The sequence below is a fragment of the Streptomyces cucumeris genome (assembly GCF_024295805.1).
Lineage (GTDB): Bacteria > Actinomycetota > Actinomycetes > Streptomycetales > Streptomycetaceae > Streptomyces > Streptomyces cucumeris.
The window spans coordinates 272,248-290,065 of record NZ_JANCLX010000004.1 but is presented as its reverse complement, the minus strand read 5'-3'; the positions used below and the strand labels follow the sequence as shown (position 1 = coordinate 290,065).

Below are 17,818 nucleotides of genomic sequence, written 5' to 3'. Positions count from 1 at the left end.
GGGCGCCGGAAGGCGCTCGGGGCGCCACGGAATCCGACGGCGACCACACACACGACCACGACGACAACGCGCTGAGGGCAACGCAACGACGACACCGAACAACGACCACGACACCAAACAACGACAGCAACGACGGCAACGACCGGCGACAGCGGACGAACGTGAAGGGGACGGACATGGTGAAGCAGTGGTGGACGCGGCGGTATGTGGCGATGTGCACCAAGGGTGAGGCGGGGATGACCACCGCCGAGTATGCGATGGGGACGATCGCGGCATGCGCCTTCGCCGCGGTGCTCTACAAGGTGGTGACGAGCGGAGGCGTCAGCGGCGCGCTCGAGTCGGTGATCGGCCAGGCGCTCGATGCGCGGTTCTGAGGAGCCGCGACGAGGGGCGGACGGCCGGAGGGTCCCGCGCGCCGGGAGCGGCGCGCGGGGCACCCCCGGCGCGCCCCGCGGGAGCCGGGACGGCGGCTATGTCACCGCGGAGGCCGCCATCGCCCTGCCGGTGCTGGCGCTGTTCACGCTGATGCTCATCTGGGGCCTGATGGCCGCGGCGGCGCAGTTGCAGTGCGTGGACGCGGCCCGGGCCGGAGCCAGGGCGGCGGCGCGCTCGGAGCCGGGGGACGCCGCGGTGGCCGCCGCCCAATCGGCCGCCCCGCACGGAGCCCGGGTCGAGGTGTGGCGGGACGGCGATCTGGTGCGGGTGCGGGTCGAGGCCCGCTCGGCCGGTCCCGGCCCACTCGCGGTGGGGCTGCGGGGTGAAGCGGTCGCCCTCGCCGAGGACGCCGTCGGCGCCCCGCCGGGTTCGGCCGCCGTACGGGGGACGGTGCCGTGAGGACGACGGACGACCGCGGATCGGCGACGGTCTGGGTCGTGGTGGCCGCCACGGCCGTGTGCGTGGTGTTCGCGGCCGTGCTGGCCGCCGGGCAGGCCATGGTGGCCCGCCACCGTGCGGGCGCCGCCGCCGATCTGGCCGCTCTGGCGGCCGCCGATCATGGTCTGGAGGGCAAGGGGGTGGCGTGCCGACTCGCCCGGCGGGTCGCCTCCGCCCAGGGCGCCCGGGTGGTGCGCTGCGCCCTGAGCGGGGAGATCGCCGATCTCACGGCGGAAGTGCGCACCGGGCCGTTCACTCTGCGGTCCAGGGCACGGGCCGGGCCCGCGACCGCACCCGTCACCGACGGCGCCGGGCAGCCGGGGCCGACGCGCGGGGTGCGGTCCGTGATGGGGCGACCGAGCGCGTCATCCGGCGGGGGGCTGCTCCGGGGCTCCGGCGAGCAGGGTCGTCAGCAGGCGGATCGCCGCCCTCTTGTCCAGCGGGTCATTGCCGTTGCCGCACTTGGGGGACTGGATGCAGGACGGGCACCCCGCCTCGCACTCACAGGCGGCGATGGCCTCGCGGGTGGCGGTCAGCCAGCGGGCCGCCGTGTGGAAGGCACGCTCGGCGAAGCCCACACCGCCGGGGTGCCCGTCATAGACGAAGACCGTCGGCAGCAGGGTGTCCGGGTGGAGCGGCACCGAGACTCCGCCGATGTCCCAGCGGTCACAGGTCGCGAAGAGCGGCAGGATGCCGATGGAGGCGTGTTCGGCGGCGTGCAGGGCACCACCGAGCGCCTGGGGATGCACCCGTGCGTCCTCCAGCTGGTCCTCGGTGACCGTCCACCACACGGCGCGGGTGCGCAGTGTGCGTGGCGGGAGGTCGAGCTTGGACTCGCCGAGCACCTCGCCGGTGATCAGCTTGCGGCGGAGGAAGGACACGACCTGGTTGGTGACCTCGACCGAGCCGAAGCACAGCCGGGCGTCTCCCCAGGGGATCTCGGTGGTGGTCTCCAGGATGGAGACGGCCGTGGTGTCGCGGGCGGTGGTGGAGTACGGCGGACTGGCCTCCTCCACCAGGGCGACGGAGTCGTCGAGGTCGAGGTGTTTCACCAGATAGCTCCGGCCCTGGTGCAGGTGGACGGCGCCCTCGTGCACGGTGCTGTGGGCGGCGGAGGCATCCACGGTGCCCAGCAGCCGCCCGGTCGCCGCCTCCACGACCTGGACCGGGCTGCCGCCCTCCCCGCGGATGTCGGTGAGGTCCGCGGCCCGCTCGCGGCGGGTCCAGTGCCAGGCGGTCGCCCGGCGGCGCAGCAGCTTGCGCCGCTCCAGCTGCGGCACCAGCTCCTCGGTGGCGGGGCCGAACAGCTCCAGGTCCGCCGGGGTGAGCGGCAGCTCGGCCGCGGCCGCGCACAGATGCGGCGCCAGAACGTAGGGGTTGTCCGGGTCGAGCACGGTGGACTCCACCGGCTGGCGGAAGAGGGCGTCCGGGTGGTGGACGAGATAGGTGTCCAGCGGATCGTCCCGGGCCACGAGGATCGCGAGGGCCCCCTGCCCGCTGCGCCCGGCCCGTCCCGCCTGCTGCCACACCGACGCGCGGGTGCCGGGATAGCCCGCCAGGACGACGGCGTCCAGACCGGCCACATCCATACCGAGCTCCAGGGCGGTGGTGGCGGCGAGCCCCAGGAGTTCGCCGGAGTGCAGGGCGCGCTCCAGGGCCCGGCGCTCCTCGGGCAGATAGCCGCCCCGGTAGGCGGCCACCCGGTCCGTCAGCGAGCGGTCCAACTCGGCCAGCCGTTCCTGGGCGATCAGGGCGATCAGCTCCGCGCCCCGCCGGGAGCGTACGAAGGTCACCGTGCGGACGCCCTGGACGGCCAGATCGGTGAGCAGATCCGCGGATTCTGCGGTGGCGGTGCGGCGGACCGGGGCGCCCTGTTCACCGTGCAGCTCGGTCAGGGGCGGCTCCCAGAGGGCGAAGACGACCTCACCGCGGGGCGAGGAGTCCTCGGTGATCTCCGCGACCGGCACACCGGTCAGCCTGGCCGCCGCCACGGCGGGGTCGGCTGCCGTGGCGGAGGCGAGCAGGAAGACCGGCGAGGAGCCGTAGCGGGCGCAGACACGCCGGAGCCGACGCAGCACCTGGGCGACGTGGGAGCCGAAGACCCCCCGGTAGGTGTGGCACTCGTCGATGACGACGTAGCGCAGCGAGCGCAGGAAGGAGGACCACCGGGGGTGCCCCGGCAGGATGCCCCCGTGCAGCATGTCCGGGTTGGTGAGGACGTAGTTCGCGTACTGACGCACCCATTCGCGTTCCTCGACCGGCGTGTCGCCGTCGTAGACCGCGGGGCGGACAGCGGTGCCCAGCGGGGCGGCGAGATCGGCCACCGTGCGGCGCTGATCGGCGGCCAGCGCCTTGGTGGGCGAGAGGTACAGCGCGGTCGTGCCCCGCCCGCTGGGTTCCTCGGATCCGTCCAGCAGGGTGCTGAGGACGGGGGCCTGGTAGGCCAGGGATTTTCCGGAGGCGGTTCCAGTGGCGACCACCACCGATTCCCCGCGCAGCGCGTACTCGGCCGTACGCGCCTGGTGACCCCAGGGGCGGTCGATTCCGGCGGCCCGGATGGCCTCGATCACTTCCGGGCGGATCGGCGAAGGCCAGTCGGCATGGGTCCCGAGACGCGGGGGCAAGTGCTCCGTATGAGTGATGCGCGCGCCTCGACCCGCACCCGTGCCGAGCCGACCGAGGACAGCCCGCGGTGAGGGGCGTATGCCCGTCTGCCGCGGGAGTTGGTTGTGGGCCATCGACACCGAGTCTGTCACTGGTCTGACGGACAATGGGCTCAAGGCGTCGTGCACGCCTGCTGGTAAGTGATTGAATGCCATCGCGGCTGCCGATCCATGGGGGGCGACCGCTCGATGCAAGGTGCTGGAGGATCCGTGGACCTGTCCCTGTCGACTCGGACCGTTGGCGACCGCACGGTCGTCGAGGTCGGTGGCGAGATTGATGTATACACCGCGCCCAAGCTGCGCGAGCAGCTGGTCGAGCTTGTCAACGACGGTAGCTACCACCTGGTCGTCGACATGGAGGGCGTCGACTTTCTCGACTCCACCGGGCTCGGCGTGCTCGTCGGCGGGCTGAAGCGCGTACGAGCCCATGAGGGCTCACTGCGCCTGGTGTGCAACCAGGAGCGCATTCTCAAGATCTTCCGTATCACCGGCCTGACCAAGGTGTTCCCGATTCACACCTCGGTCGAGGACGCTGTCGCGGCGACCGACTGATCCGGTCGTCGCAGGAAGACACCGAAGGGGGAACCGGGCGTCATCGCCCGGCCCCCCCGACACGCACGCCCATACGCCCGAGGGGGATGGCATGGCCACCGTCGAACTCCGCTTCAGCGCGCTGCCCGAGCACGTCAGGACCGCCCGTCTGGTCGCTGCGGCCGTGGCGCGCCGGGCCGGAGTGGATGAGGCCGTGCTCGACGAGGTGCGACTCGCGGTCGGCGAGGCATGCACCCGTGCGGTGGGGCTCCACCTGAGCAATGGGGTGGACGCCCCGGTGCGGGTGGCGCTGACCGAGGAGGAGAAGAAGTTCTCCATCGAGATCGGCGATGAGTCCCCGACCTCGGCCGCTCTGGCCCCCGGCGCCACCGGTGGCGAGGAGGAGTCCGAGCCCGAGGGCGAGGACGAGATGGGCCTGGCCGTGATCAAGGGGCTTGTCGACGATGTCGAGGTGACGACCAGCGAGACCGGTGGAGTGATCCGGATGAGCTGGCCGACTTCCCCCGACTCCCTGGTGCCGTAGGGCGTCTGACTCGGCTTTCTGTCGCCATCACCCCGGCAAGGTGTCGGGTCGGCGGCGGCGTCGTGAGTACGGCGGCTGCGCCGTACCGCGCTGAGGTGCGCCCGCGCGCCCGTCCGTCCGTGCCCTATCGGTGGTCTGGTCGGTCCGGCCGTCTGATTAGCCCCACCGGGCTCTTGGCTGTGCCGTGACGGCGAGGGCCGTCGTCCATGGCTCGGCATCATGAATGCTCCGGCGATCGACGATCGGCGATACCGGTTGCCGCCTCTGCAGCGTTCCCGCTTACCGCTTTCCCTTCCTTCGGACCCAGATCGGCCTGAACCGGCCCCAGAACATCACCGTCGAGTCCCACCACCCGGCGCCGTAGCGCCCCGCCCCGCCTCGCTGGCCCAGGCCTCGTCGCCCCGCTGCCGCGTCTTGCCAACCCTGCGGCCCCGCCGGGCCTCGCCCCTGGCCAGTGGCCAGGCCACCGCGCGGGCCAGCCGCCCGCCGGGCCCCGCCACCCGCCGCCCTCTCGCGACCCCGCAGCCGCCGGGCCCCGCCGTCCCGCAGCCTGCCAGCCCTGCCGCCCGGCCGTCCTCCTGTGGCCCCGCCGCCTTCCGGCCCTGTCGGCCTTGCCGCCCTGCCGCCCTCCCACGACCCCGCAGCCGCCGGGCCCCGCCGTCCTGCGGGCCGACTCGCCCCGCCGTCCCCCGTCCCCGTCCCTCGTCCCGGGGGACGGGATCGGGGTGGGTTCCGGTCGCTCGTTCCGCTGATTCCGGCCTTGGGCCGTCATGACCCTCCGCGGGGTCTCGTGACCCCTCTCCGCGATCTTCCGCTTCGGTCTCCCGGCGGGCTGAGTGATCTCCCTCGTTAATGCCCTGATCAGCACTTTTCATAGCGCGCCGAGATCATTTATGGAGATCATTCGACACCCGTCAGCGAATTGTCAACCGTCCCCCTTCCGGGCGAATTCTCGGGCCTCAAACCTATTGATCTTCGCTGATGCAGGCGAATTCCCATTCCGGCGCCCTGTTTTGATCGTGTGACGCTCCCTACAATCCGTCCACATCTCGAGCTCAGGACGCCTGAGCGTGGCGGCTCTTCTGCGGTCGCAGAACTGCTGCGCGCCCATGTGCCAAACGTCAAGGAGGACGAATGGCGGGGCCTCTCACCCCTCATCAGCTGGACCTCACCCCAACCCTGGCCGCCGCAGAGCTGACCGATGACAATCGTGTGATCGTGCTGGTGATCGCCGCCGTCGCGATCGCGGCACTGGCGGTCGCGGTGGTGCTGGTACGACAAGTCCTCGCCGCCGGCGAGGGCACGGACAGCATGAAGAAGATCGCCGCGGCCGTGCAGGAAGGCGCGAATGCCTATCTCGCCCGGCAGCTGCGCACCCTCGGTGGATTCGCCGTGGTGGTGTTCTTCCTGCTCATGCTGTTGCCTGCGGACGACTGGGCGCAGCGCATCGGGCGTTCGGTGTTCTTTCTGATCGGCGCGGGATTCTCGGCGGCCACCGGCTATATCGGGATGTGGCTCGCGGTGCGCAGCAATGTGCGTGTCGCCGCGGCGGCCCGTGAAGCCACTCCCGCCGCTTCCGCCTCACCCGGCTCATCCGGCTCATCCGTCAATGGGGACTCCGCTTCCTCCTCGCCCGGCCAGCCGGCCGTGGATCTGACGGCCGTCTCGCACAAGGCGATGAAGATCGCCTTCCGGACGGGTGGCGTGGTCGGCATGTTCACCGTCGGCCTCGGCCTGCTGGGCGCCTCCTGCGTGGTGCTCGTCTACGCAGCCGACGCACCCAAGGTGCTGGAGGGCTTCGGTCTCGGTGCCGCCCTGATCGCGATGTTCATGAGGGTCGGCGGCGGCATCTTCACCAAGGCCGCCGATGTCGGCGCCGACCTCGTCGGCAAGGTCGAGCAGGGCATCCCCGAGGACGACCCGCGCAACGCCGCGACCATCGCGGACAACGTGGGCGACAACGTCGGCGACTGCGCGGGCATGGCCGCGGACCTCTTCGAGTCCTACGCCGTGACCCTGGTGGCCGCGCTGATCCTCGGCAAGGCCGCGTTCGGTGACTCCGGACTGGCCTTCCCGCTGCTCGTCCCGGCCATCGGTGTGATCACCGCCATGATCGGGATCTTCGCGGTGGCTCCGCGCCGCTCGGACCGCAGCGGGATGACCGCCATCAACCGCGGCTTCTTCATCTCCGCGGTGATCTCGATGGTGCTGGTGGCGGTCGCGGTCTTCGTGTACCTGCCGTCCAGCTACGCCGATCTCGACGGGGTCACCGACCGCGAGATCCTCGGCCACAGCGGGGACCCGCGGGTCCTCGCGCTGGTCGCCGTCGCGATCGGCATCGTGCTGGCCGCGCTCATCCAGCAGCTCACCGGCTACTTCACCGAGACCACCCGGCGTCCCGTCCGGGACATCGGCAAGACCTCGCTGACCGGCCCGGCTACCGTGGTGCTCTCCGGAATCTCGATCGGTCTGGAGTCCGCCGTCTACTCGGCGGTGCTGATCGGGCTCAGCGTCTACGGCGCGTTCCTGCTCGGCGGCAGCTCGATCATGCTGGCGCTGTTCGCGGTCGCGCTGGCCGGTACCGGTCTGCTGACCACCGTCGGCGTCATCGTCGCGATGGACACCTTCGGTCCGGTCTCCGACAACGCGCAGGGCATCGCCGAGATGTCCGGTGATGTCCAGGGCGCGGGCGCCCAGGTGCTCACCGACCTGGACGCGGTCGGCAACACCACCAAGGCGATCACCAAGGGCATCGCGATCGCGACGGCGGTGCTCGCCGCGGCCGCGCTCTTCGGCTCGTACCGTGATGCCATCGCCGAGGCCATCGACGATGTACATGTGAGCGTGGCCGGTGAGATGAATCTCAGCCTGGACATCTCGCAGCCCAACAACCTGGTCGGGCTCGTCCTCGGCGCCGCCGTCGTCTTCCTCTTCTCGGGGCTGGCGATCAACGCGGTGTCGCGGTCGGCCGGTGCGGTGGTCTTCGAGGTGCGCCGGCAGTTCCGTGAGAAGCCCGGGATCATGGACTACAGCGAGACCCCGGAGTACGGACGGGTCGTCGACATCTGCACCAAGGACGCGCTGCGCGAACTGGCCACTCCGGGTCTGCTCGCGGTCCTCGCGCCCATCGCCGTCGGCTTCACCTTCGGGGTCGGCGCGCTCGGCTCCTTCCTGGCCGGGGCGATCGGCACCGGCACCCTGATGGCCGTCTTCCTCGCGAACTCCGGCGGGGCCTGGGACAACGCGAAGAAGCTGGTCGAGGACGGGCACCACGGCGGAAAGGGCAGCGAGGCCCATGCCGCCACGGTGATCGGCGACACGGTCGGCGACCCGTTCAAGGACACCGCGGGCCCGGCGATCAACCCGCTGCTGAAGGTGATGAACCTGGTGGCGCTGCTGATCGCCCCGGCGGTGGTGAAGTTCTCGTACGGCGATGACGCCAGTCCGGGACTGCGCGCGGTCATCGCGGTGGCCGCCGTCATGATCATCGTCGGAGCGGTCTACATCTCCAAGCGGCGCGGAATCGCCGTGGGTGATGAAGGCAACTCCGAGCGCGTGGCCAAGTCGGCCGACGCGGCGGTGGTTTCCTGACCCCGGGGTCGGCCACGGGGCTCTGAGAGTCCCCACGACGTGCGGGCGGGTGGTGTGCACCGGCACACCGTCCGCCCGCACGCATGTCCGTCCGAGGTCGCTCCGTGGAGTGAGGCAGACAGCACACATGGCTTGATGCAAATGGCTTCAAAAAGGTTCATACAGGATGCTCGCCCGGCGGTCTCCGCCGGATCGCCGTGTATGTTCCGGGGCCGAGAGCCATGGAAGGGACCAATCCGGTGAACAAGAAGCTAGTGGCGGCGCTGTCCGGCGGTGCGGCACTCGTCGTGGCGCTGACTGGTTGCGGCGGCAACGACGATGAGGGCGACAAGAAGGTCAACGACTGGGCCAAGTCGGTCTGCGACGAGGTGCAGCCGCAGCTGAAGAAGATTCAGGGGGCCAACGCCTCGATCCAGGCGGCCGCCGACGAGCAGGACTCCAAGAAGCTCCAGCAGACGGACTCCAAGGCGTTCCAGCAGATCTCCGAGTCGTACGCGTCGCTGGCCAAGGCCGTGCAGAAGGCGGGTCCGCCGCCGGTCGACAACGGTGAGACCACCCAGAAGCAGGCCGTCAAGGAGCTCAACTCCACCTCCGTGGCCTACAAGGAGCTCCAGACGAGCGTCGACAAGCTCGACACCTCGGACAAGTCGAAGTTCGCCGAGGGGCTCAAGGGCGTCGCCGACGAGCTCGACAAGCTCAGCAAGTCCGGTGACAAGGCCCTCCAGAAGCTCCAGGAGGGCGACGTCGGCACGGCGATGGCCAAGCAGCCCGGCTGCCAGAAGCCGAAGGCGCCGGGCGGTACGGCCACCCAGTCCTGACCGCGATCCGGCACCTGACCTTCCACCAGGGGCGTTCGCCGTGGCGTGGTGCCCGGGAGGAAATCCCCGGCACCACGCCATCGCTGTCGGCCCGTCAGTGCCGTCGGCCCCGCTGGTGACACCGGCCGTCGTGGCGCGCGTCGTCGTCGGTCGTCGCGGGCTGTCGGTGATTGCCCCGACAATGGGGGCGTGAGTACGCAGCAGCCTCCGTTCCGCCTCCCCGCCGCCGACCCCGCGCGCACCGCGCGTCTCCGCGACGCGCTGTCGGCCGCCTCCTTCACCGCCGACGGTCTGCTGGATCTGCTCGGCGCGTCCGCCTACGCCGCCCTGGCCCGCAGCGAGACCGTCCCGGCGCTCCGCGCCACCCGCGGTGACTCCTCGCTCGAGACGCTGGTGCGCCTCTTCCTCCTCCAGCGCCCGGCGCCGTATCCGAGGGCGTCCGCGGCCCTGCCCGTCGAGGACTGCCTCGCCGACGGCTGGCTGATGCGGGACGGCGACGAGGTGCGTGCCACCGTCGACGTACGGCCGTACGGCGGGCCGGAGGGCCAGGACTGGTGGATCGTCTCCGACCTCGGCTGCGCGGTCGGCGGCGCGGGCGGTATCGGCGGACCCGGCGGTGAGCGGAGCGCCGTGGACCGCTCCCAGCTCGTGCTCGGAGTCGGCGGCGCCTCCACCACACTCGCCGGGCTCACCCTGCGCACCCCGGTCGGCCGCGCCCTCGACCTCGGCACCGGCTCCGGGATCCAGGCGCTGCACGCGAGCGGTCACGCCACCCGGGTGACCGCCACCGACCCCAATCCGCGCGCCCTGGCCATCGCCCGGCTGACCCTCGCCCTCTCCGGCGCGCCGGAGCCCGATCTGCGCGAGGGCTCGCTCTTCGAGCCGGTGGACGGTGAGCGGTACGACCTGATCGTGTCCAATCCGCCGTTCGTGATCTCCCCGCGCTCCCCGGAGGACTCCCGGCTGGTCTACCGGGACGGCGGGATGGCCGGGGACGAGCTGTGCCGCACCCTGGTCCGGCAGTCCGCGGACCACCTCACCGACGGCGGCTGGTGCCAGCTGCTGGCCAACTGGCAGCACATCGAGGGCGAGGACTGGCGCGAGCGGCTGGCCTCCTGGGTGCCGGGCGGCTGTGACGCCTGGATCGTGCAGCGCGAGGTGCAGGACATCACCCAGTACACCGAGCTGTGGCTGCGTGACGCGGGTGAGCACCTGGCCGGGCCGGAGGCGTACGCGGCACGGTACGACGCCTGGCTGGACGAGTTCGAGGCGCGCGGCACCAAGGGCGTCGGCTTCGGCTGGATCACTCTGCGCAAATCCGGCGCCGACCGGCCGTCGGTGACCGTGGAGGAGTGGCCGCACCCGGTCGAGCAGCCGCTCGGCGATGCGGTCGCCGCCCACTTCGCCCGGCAGGACTTCCTGCGCGCGACCGACGACGCCGCGCTGCTGGCCGGTCGCTTCCGGCTGGCGGACGAGGTGGTCCAGGAGCAGGTGGGACTGCCCGGGGCGGAGGACCCGGAGCACGTGGTGCTGCGGCAGAACCGCGGGATGCGGCGGGCCACGAAGGTCGACACGGTCGGCGCGGGTTTCGCCGGGGTCTGCGACGGCACGCTCAGCGCGGGCCGGATCCTGGACGCCATCGCCCAGCTGCTCGGGGAGGACCCGGTGGTGCTGCGTGACCGCACCCCGGAGTCCATCCGGCTCCTGGTCGGACAGGGCTTCCTGGAGCCGGTCGGGCCCGAGGACACCGACGGCCCCGGTGGCTCCGCGGACGGCACCGGCGGCGCGGGCGCCGGGGAGCCGGCGGTCTGACCGGGGCGTACGGCCCGGCGGGCCCGCCGGAGGCGCCCCGGGGGCGCGCCCGGGCGGGGCGTGCGCCGGGGCGCCCACCGCGCACCCCCGCCCCGTCTGGCAGGAACCTGCCGGGCCGGGGCGTACGGGACACCCGGACGGCCCCCGGTGTACGGCCTGTACGGGATGTACCGCGATGGGTGACCGCCGGGGCCCGTCCCCACGGCGCCCCCGGACCGTCCCGCCGGCCCGCCGGGCCCGGAGCGGAACACTCCGTGCGAATGCCCCGGCGGAGGCCGCTGAACATGGCCGAAAAGGCCGGTCGCGCGCTGTTCACCCGGGGTTCGCGTGGACGCCTTCCGCGCGTGCCACGATCCGCCCATGGAGAGCGGACCTGCGATCTTCGCCGGAACGGCATTCGTGTTGTTCGGCGCCGCGCTGCTGCTGTGGGTGGTGGCGCGAATGCGGCTGCGACAGCCGGTCGCGCACGGTGTGAGCCCTGTCGCTTCCACGGCGCTCTCCCTTCTCTTCGGCATCGCCGCGCTCGGCGGCGGGATCTGGTGCCTGGGTTACGCCTGACAGGGCCTTCCGCGGTGGCTTGTGCCGGTCCGGGCGGCAGACAGGACGCTTGTCGGGTTACCGTTCGAGTGGCGTTGCGGGCTTTTTCCGTTTGACACGGGGGCGGGAGGTACCGTCACACTCCGCAGCGTCACCGAAGAGGTGACCGTGTACGCGTTACCCGCGCTGCAGTGCCCGTTCACCGAGGCGTCGACCGGAGAGAAGAGCGAAGTTGTCCCCGACCACCAGCGAGACCGCGCAGGGCGGCCGCCGACTCGTCATCGTCGAGTCGCCCGCCAAGGCGAAGACGATCAAGGGCTATCTCGGCCCGGGATACGTGGTCGAGGCCAGCGTCGGGCACATCCGGGACCTGCCGAACGGCGCGGCCGAGGTCCCCGACAAGTACACCGGCGAGGTCCGGCGGCTCGGTGTGGACGTCGACCATGACTTCCAGCCGGTCTATGTCGTCAACGCGGATAAGAAGAGCCAGGTCAAGAAGCTCAAGGAGCTGCTCGCCGAATCCGACGAGCTCTTCCTCGCCACCGATGAGGACCGCGAGGGCGAGGCCATCGCATGGCACCTCCAGGAGGTCCTCAAGCCCAAGGTCCCGGTCCGCCGGATGGTCTTCCACGAGATCACCAAGGACGCGATCCGCGAGGCCGTGGCCAATCCGCGCGAGCTGAACCAGCGCCTGGTCGACGCCCAGGAGACCCGCCGGATCCTCGACCGCCTCTACGGCTACGAGGTCTCGCCGGTCCTGTGGAAGAAGGTCATGCGTGGTCTGTCCGCGGGCCGTGTGCAGTCCGTGGCCACCCGCCTCGTCGTCGAGCGCGAGCGCGAGCGCATCGCCTTCCGCTCCGCCGAGTACTGGGACCTGACCGGCACTTTCGCCACCGGCCGCACCGGTGACGCCACCGATCCGGGCACCTTCGGCGCCCGCCTGAGCACCGTCGACGGCCGCCGGGTCGCCCAGGGCCGCGACTTCACCTCGACCGGGCAGCTCAAGGACGGCTCGAACGTCCTCCACCTGGACGAGGAGAACGCGCGCTCCCTGGCCGCGGCCCTCGCCGACACCGCCTTCACGGTGCGGTCCGTCGAGTCCAAGCCGTACCGCCGCTCGCCGTACGCCCCGTTCCGCACCACCACCCTCCAGCAGGAGGCCAGCCGGAAGCTGGGCTTCGGTGCGAAGGCCACCATGCAGGTGGCGCAGAAGCTGTACGAGAACGGCTTCATCACCTATATGCGTACCGACTCCACCACCCTGTCGGACACGGCGGTGGCGGCGGCGCGGGCGCAGGTCACCCAGCTCTACGGGGCGGACTACCTGCCGGACAAGCCGCGCTCCTACGCGGGCAAGGTCAAGAACGCCCAGGAGGCGCACGAGGCCATCCGTCCCTCGGGGGACCGCTTCCGCACTCCGGCGGAGACCGGTCTGTCCGGCGACCAGTTCCGGCTCTACGAGCTGATCTGGAAGCGGACCGTCGCCTCCCAGATGAAGGACGCGGTCGGCCAGTCCGTCACCGTCAAGATCGGCGGGCGGGCGAGCGACGGCCGGGACGCGGAATTCTCCGCCTCCGGCAAGACGATCACCTTCCACGGCTTCATGAAGGCCTATGTGGAGGGCGCGGACGACCCGAACGCCGAGCTTGACGACCGCGAGCGGCGGCTGCCGCAGGTCGCCGAGGGCGACCGGCTCGCCGCCGAGGAGATCACCGCCGACGGCCACGCCACCAAGCCCCCGGCCCGCTACACCGAGGCGTCGCTGGTCAAGGAGCTCGAAGAGCGCGAGATCGGCCGCCCCTCGACCTACGCGTCGATCATCGGCACGATCCTCGACCGCGGCTACGTCTTCAAGAAGGGCACCGCGCTGGTGCCGTCCTTCCTGAGCTTCGCCGTGGTCAACCTGCTGGAGAAGCACTTCGGCCGGCTGGTCGACTACGACTTCACCGCCAAGATGGAGGACGACCTCGACCGCATCGCCCGCGGTGAGGCCCAGGCCGTGCCGTGGCTCAAGCGCTTCTACTTCGGCGAGACCGCCGAAGGCCGCGCGGGTGCCGCCGCCGAAGCCGGGAACGGCGACGGCGACCACCTCGGCGGCCTCAAGGAGCTGGTCACCGACCTGGGCGCGATCGACGCCCGCGAGGTCTCCTCGTTCCCGGTCGGCGAGGGCATCGTGCTGCGCGTCGGCCGCTACGGCCCCTACGTGGAGCGGCCCTCCGAGACCGAGGGCCAGACCGGCCACCGCGCGGACGTCCCCGACGACCTGCCGCCGGACGAGCTGACCGTGGCGTTCGCCGAGGAACTGCTCGCCAAGCCGAGCGGTGACTTCGAACTGGGTCCCGACCCGGAGACCGGCCGCATGATCGTGGCCAAGGACGGCCGCTACGGCCCGTACGTCACCGAGGTGCTGCCCGAGGACACCCCGAAGACCGGCAAGAACGCGGTCAAGCCGCGTACCGCGTCGCTCTTCAAATCGATGGCCCTGGACACCGTCACCCTGGCGGACGCGCTCAAGCTGATGTCGCTGCCGCGCGTGGTCGGCGCCGACCCCGAGGGCACCGAGATCACCGCGCAGAACGGCCGCTACGGCCCGTACCTGAAGAAGGGCACGGACTCGCGGTCGCTCGAGACCGAGGACCAGATCTTCAACATCACCCTCGACGAGGCGCTGGCGATCTACGCCCAGCCCAAGCAGCGCGGCCGGGCCGCCGCCAAGCCGCCGCTGAAGGAGCTGGGCACCGACCCGGTCAGCGAGAAGCCGGTGGTGGTGAAGGACGGCCGGTTCGGCCCGTACGTCACCGACGGCGAGACCAACGCGACGCTGCGCCGCGACGACGACGTCGAGACCATCACGCCCGAGCGCGGCTTCGAGCTGCTCGCGGAGAAGCGCGCCAAGGGCCCGGCGAAGAAGACCGCCAAGAAGACGACGGCGAAGAAGACGGCCGCGAAGAAGACCACGGCGGCCAAGAAGACGACGGCGAAGAAGACCGCCGCCAAGAAGACGGCCGCGAAGAAGACCACGACCACGGCCAAGAAGACCGCCGCGAAGAAGACCACGGCGGCCAAGAACTCGGCGGCCAACGCCGAATAGTCCCGGCTCATTTCGCCGCAAGCCACGCGCCCCCGCCCGTTTGTTCGGGCGGGGGCGCGTGGCTTTACGCGATCCGGATAGGCTGGCGGGATGACGCGAGAGCAGCCAACGGACGTGACCCCCACCACATCCGGCGCACTGGCCGCGGACTCCCGCGAGCGTGCCGTACGGGCACTGCTGCGCTATCCGCCGCTGCGGCGGCTGTGGAGTGCGCAACTCGTCGGCGGCGCCGGAGACGCGCTCGCCGTGCTGGTGCTCGTCCTGCTGTCGCTGCAGGCGTCCGTCTCGGCGGGCTCCTTCGGCGGCGGCTACCGCGGCGCGGCCCTGGCCGTCGCCGCGATCCTGGGCGTGCGGATGCTGGCGACCGTGCTCTTCGGCGCGGTCCTGCTCGGCCCCGTCTCCTCGCTGCTCGCGCCCGCCGGCCCGTTGGACCGCCGCTGGACCATGATCGGTGCGGATGGGGTGCGGCTGGTCCTGCTGCTCATCGCGCCGCTGTGGATCGAGTGGACGCCGGGCGACGCCATCGCCTGGCTGCTCGTCACCGGCTTCGTCGTGGGCGTCGCCGAACGCTTGTGGACCGTCGCCAAGGACGACGCGGCCCCCGCGCTGCTCCCGGCGCCGCCCGCCGAGGGCGCGGCCGTGCGTCCGCTGCCCGACCACCTCGACGCGCTGCGCAGGCTCTCACTGCGCACCACCTTCCTGACGCTGCCGCTGGCCGCGGCCGGACTGCTCGTCGTCACGCTCTTCGGACGGCTGCTGGGCACCGGCGTGGAGTGGTTCCACGACCACCAGGCCGCGCTGGGCTCGTACGTCGGCGCCGGACTCTTCGCCGCGTCCATCTCGATCCTCTACTTCGTCGAGCTGCCCGCCGCACAGACGCCGCGCACCCGCTCGCCCCTCGAGGGGCTGCGCCGTCCGCGTGCCGCGTCCGGCAGCGGCGCCGACAAGGGCCGCACCGGCGCCGTGCCGCTGCTGGTGCTGTCCTGCGCCGGAGTGGCGGCCGCGATCGCCGCGGCCGTCGGCGTCGCCGCGCTCCAGGCGGTCGACCTCGGCGGCGGCCCGGTCGGCTACTCGCTGCTCGTCCTGGTCCTCAGCGGTGGTCCCGCGCTCGGCATCCGCTGGGCGCCGCACGTCCTCCCGGGGCTCTCCCGGCGCCGGCTGCTGGCGCTGTCGATCGCGCTGACCGGACTGGCGCTGCTCGCCGCGGGCCTGGTGCACGACGCCACCACGGTCCTGATGATCACGCTGATCGCCGGACTGGCGGCCGGGGTCGCCGCGTACACCGGCCACGCCCTCCTGGACCAGGAGTCCGAGGAGGCCCGCCGCCCCCGGATGACCGAGCACCTGCACGCGGTGGTCCGCGTCTTCGTCGGACTCGGCGCGGTCATCGCCCCGCTGCTCGCCGCCGTCATCGGGCCGCACCGGCTCGGCGAGGGCGAGTGGGTCTTCGCCCACGGCGGCGCGGCGTTCACCCTGATGCTCGTCGGCGCGCTGCTGCTGCCCGTCGCCGCGCTCGTCCTCGGCCGCACCGACGACCGGCAGGGCGTTCCGCTGCGGCGCGATCTGCGGGACGCGCTGCGCGGCAGGAGCCAGGCCGAGGCCCCGGCCGCCACCGGCTTCTTCATCGCCGTCGAGGGCGGTGACGGAGCGGGTAAGTCCACGCAGGTGGAGGCGCTGGCCGAGTGGGTCAGGGCCAAGGGCCACGAGGTCGTGGTCACCCGTGAGCCGGGCGCGACCGCCATCGGCAAGCGGCTCCGCTCGATCCTGCTCGACGTCTCGTCCGCCGGGATCTCCCACCGCGCGGAGGCGCTGCTGTACGCGGCGGACCGCGCGGAACACGTCGACTCGGTGGTCCGTCCGGCCCTGGAGCGCGGCGCGGTCGTCATCTCCGACCGCTACATCGACTCGTCCGTCGCCTACCAGGGCGCGGGCCGCGACCTCTCCGCGACCGAGATCGCCCGGATCTCGCGGTGGGCGACCGACGGTCTGGTGCCGCATCTGACGGTGCTGCTGGACGTCTCGCCGGAGACCGCGCGCGAGCGCTTCACCGAGGCCCCGGACCGGCTGGAGTCCGAGCCTGCCGAGTTCCACCAGCGGGTGCGGTCCGGCTTCCTGGCCCTGGCCGCCGCCGACCCCGCCCGCTACCTCGTGGTGGACGCCGGGCAGCAGCCCGAGGCGGTCACCTCCGTGGTGCGCCACCGGCTGGACCAGATGCTGCCGCTGTCCGAGGCGGAGGTGAAGGCCCAGGAGGAGGCGCGCAAGGCCGCCGAGGAGGAGGCCCGCCGCAAGGCCGAGGAAGAGGCCGCCCGCAAGGCGGAGGAGGAGCGGCTGGAGCGCGAGCGCCAGGAGGCGCTGGCCAAGGCGCGCGCCGAGGAGGAGGAGCGCAAGCGCCGCGAGCTGGAGGAGGCGCGGCAGCGCGAGGCCGAACGGCAGGCGGAGGCGGCTCGCAAGCGTGCCGAGGACGCGCGCCGGCGGGCCGAGGAGGACCGCAAGCGCATCGAGGCCGAGGACCGTGCCCGGGCCGCCGAGGAGGAGCGCCGCCGCGCCCAGGCCGAGGCGGAGGCCCAGCAGCGGGCCGAGACGGAGGCCCGCCGCCGCGAGGAGCAGCGCAAGGCGGAGGAGGCGCTGCTCCGGGCGGAGCAGGCCCGGATGGCGGCGGACGCCGCGAGCGCCGCCCCGGCCGACGCGCCGACCGTGGAGACCCAGACTCCGGCCGCACCGCCGGTCCCGCCCGCGCCCCCGGCCCGCCCGGAGCGCGACGGCGGCGATGACGCGCCGGGCGCCGCGGAGTCCGCGGCCGGACCGGACTCGACCGAGACCGTCCAGACGCCGCGCGTGGACCCGCGGACCGCGGTCACCGGCCACGGTGCCCCGGCCCGGGACGCGGACGAGACGGCGGTGCTGCCGCCGGTCCGCCCGCAGCAGGGCCCGGACGCCGACGAGACGACCGTCCTGCCGAAGGCGTCCGGCGCGCCGGAGCCGTCGGGCGCGGCCGATGAGACGGCCGTGCTGCCGTCCGTAGGGGACGAGCGGTCCGCCGATCCGGCGGACCGGGTCCCGCCGTGGATGTTCCGCGACGAGGACGGGCAGACCCACGGGAACGAGCGCACCCGCGAGATGCCGCAGTACGGACAGGGCCACGGCGAGAGCCACGCCCCGTCGGAGGACCAGGACGCCTCCTCGGCTTCGCGCCGCAAGCGCCGCCGCCCGGAGTGGGCGGAGGAGACCCCGCTGGACGATCTGCCGACGCTGGCCGACGAACTGCTCGGCCCGCACGACGACGAGGACGGCAGGCGCCGCCGCTGACGGCGGCCGGACCGCCGGACGGCGGGGCGGGAAGCCCTGTCGGGAGGCCCGT

The 17,818-nt window shown here is 72.3% G+C and carries 11 protein-coding genes and 1 pseudogene; 11 read left to right on the top strand and 1 reads right to left on the bottom strand.

The genetic code is table 11. The annotated features are described in order from the left end of the window. Positions 1 to 176: 176 nt before the first annotated feature. From NMK44_RS08210 to NMK44_RS08200, 3 genes and pseudogenes are all read left to right on the top strand, one after another. Positions 177 to 374 carry a DUF4244 domain-containing protein gene (locus NMK44_RS08210; protein WP_254739914.1) on the top strand — a complete coding sequence of 66 codons (198 nt, stop codon included), beginning with the start codon at positions 177 to 179 and terminating at the stop codon, positions 372 to 374. Continuing rightward, positions 361 to 834 carry a TadE family type IV pilus minor pilin gene (locus NMK44_RS08205; RefSeq protein WP_254739912.1) on the top strand — a complete coding sequence of 158 codons (474 nt, stop codon included), beginning with the start codon at positions 361 to 363 and terminating at the stop codon, positions 832 to 834. The genes NMK44_RS08210 and NMK44_RS08205 overlap by 14 nt, the downstream gene beginning before the upstream one ends. Further along, a pseudogene (locus tag NMK44_RS08200) lies at positions 831 to 1,097 on the top strand (Rv3654c family TadE-like protein); the annotation flags it as partial. The gene NMK44_RS08205 and the pseudogene NMK44_RS08200, both read left to right, overlap by 4 nt. Before the next feature lie 141 nt (positions 1,098 to 1,238). Here the strand turns inward: NMK44_RS08200 and NMK44_RS08195 are convergent. Continuing rightward, positions 1,239 to 3,692 (bottom strand): DEAD/DEAH box helicase, encoded by a 2,454-nt coding sequence (locus tag NMK44_RS08195; protein ID WP_254739910.1) that lies wholly within the window; start codon positions 3,690 to 3,692, stop codon positions 1,239 to 1,241. A 54-nt stretch (positions 3,693 to 3,746) separates the two neighbouring features. Between NMK44_RS08195 and bldG the strand changes: the two genes are divergently transcribed. From bldG to tmk, 8 genes are all read left to right on the top strand, one after another. Then, on the top strand, positions 3,747 to 4,088 hold the full coding sequence (bldG, locus tag NMK44_RS08190; RefSeq protein WP_009716787.1) for an anti-sigma factor antagonist BldG: 342 nt from the start codon (positions 3,747 to 3,749) through the stop codon (positions 4,086 to 4,088). Positions 4,089 to 4,179: 91 nt separating this feature from the next. After that, positions 4,180 to 4,611, top strand: coding sequence for an ATP-binding protein (locus NMK44_RS08185; RefSeq protein WP_254739908.1), 432 nt, complete (start codon positions 4,180 to 4,182; stop codon positions 4,609 to 4,611). Between the two features lie 1,134 nt (positions 4,612 to 5,745). Continuing rightward, entirely contained in the window at positions 5,746 to 8,202 is a 2,457-nt protein-coding gene (locus NMK44_RS08180; RefSeq protein WP_254739906.1) for a sodium-translocating pyrophosphatase, read from the top strand. A gap of 239 nt (positions 8,203 to 8,441) precedes the next feature. Then, positions 8,442 to 9,020, top strand: coding sequence for a small secreted protein (locus NMK44_RS08175; protein WP_254739904.1), 579 nt, complete (start codon positions 8,442 to 8,444; stop codon positions 9,018 to 9,020). 189 nt (positions 9,021 to 9,209) lie between these two features. Then, positions 9,210 to 10,832 carry a DUF7059 domain-containing protein gene (locus NMK44_RS08170; RefSeq protein WP_254739902.1) on the top strand — a complete coding sequence of 541 codons (1,623 nt, stop codon included), beginning with the start codon at positions 9,210 to 9,212 and terminating at the stop codon, positions 10,830 to 10,832. 360 nt (positions 10,833 to 11,192) lie between these two features. After that, on the top strand, positions 11,193 to 11,390 hold the full coding sequence (locus NMK44_RS08165; protein ID WP_254739900.1) for a hypothetical protein: 198 nt from the start codon (positions 11,193 to 11,195) through the stop codon (positions 11,388 to 11,390). 211 nt (positions 11,391 to 11,601) lie between these two features. Beyond that, the gene (topA, locus tag NMK44_RS08160) at positions 11,602 to 14,460 is read left to right on the top strand and encodes a type I DNA topoisomerase (RefSeq protein WP_254739898.1); all 2,859 of its coding nucleotides are present in this window, start codon (positions 11,602 to 11,604) and stop codon (positions 14,458 to 14,460) included. A gap of 90 nt (positions 14,461 to 14,550) precedes the next feature. Further along, entirely contained in the window at positions 14,551 to 17,766 is a 3,216-nt protein-coding gene (gene tmk / locus NMK44_RS08155; RefSeq protein WP_254739896.1) for a dTMP kinase, read from the top strand. Positions 17,767 to 17,818: the final 52 nt, after the last annotated feature.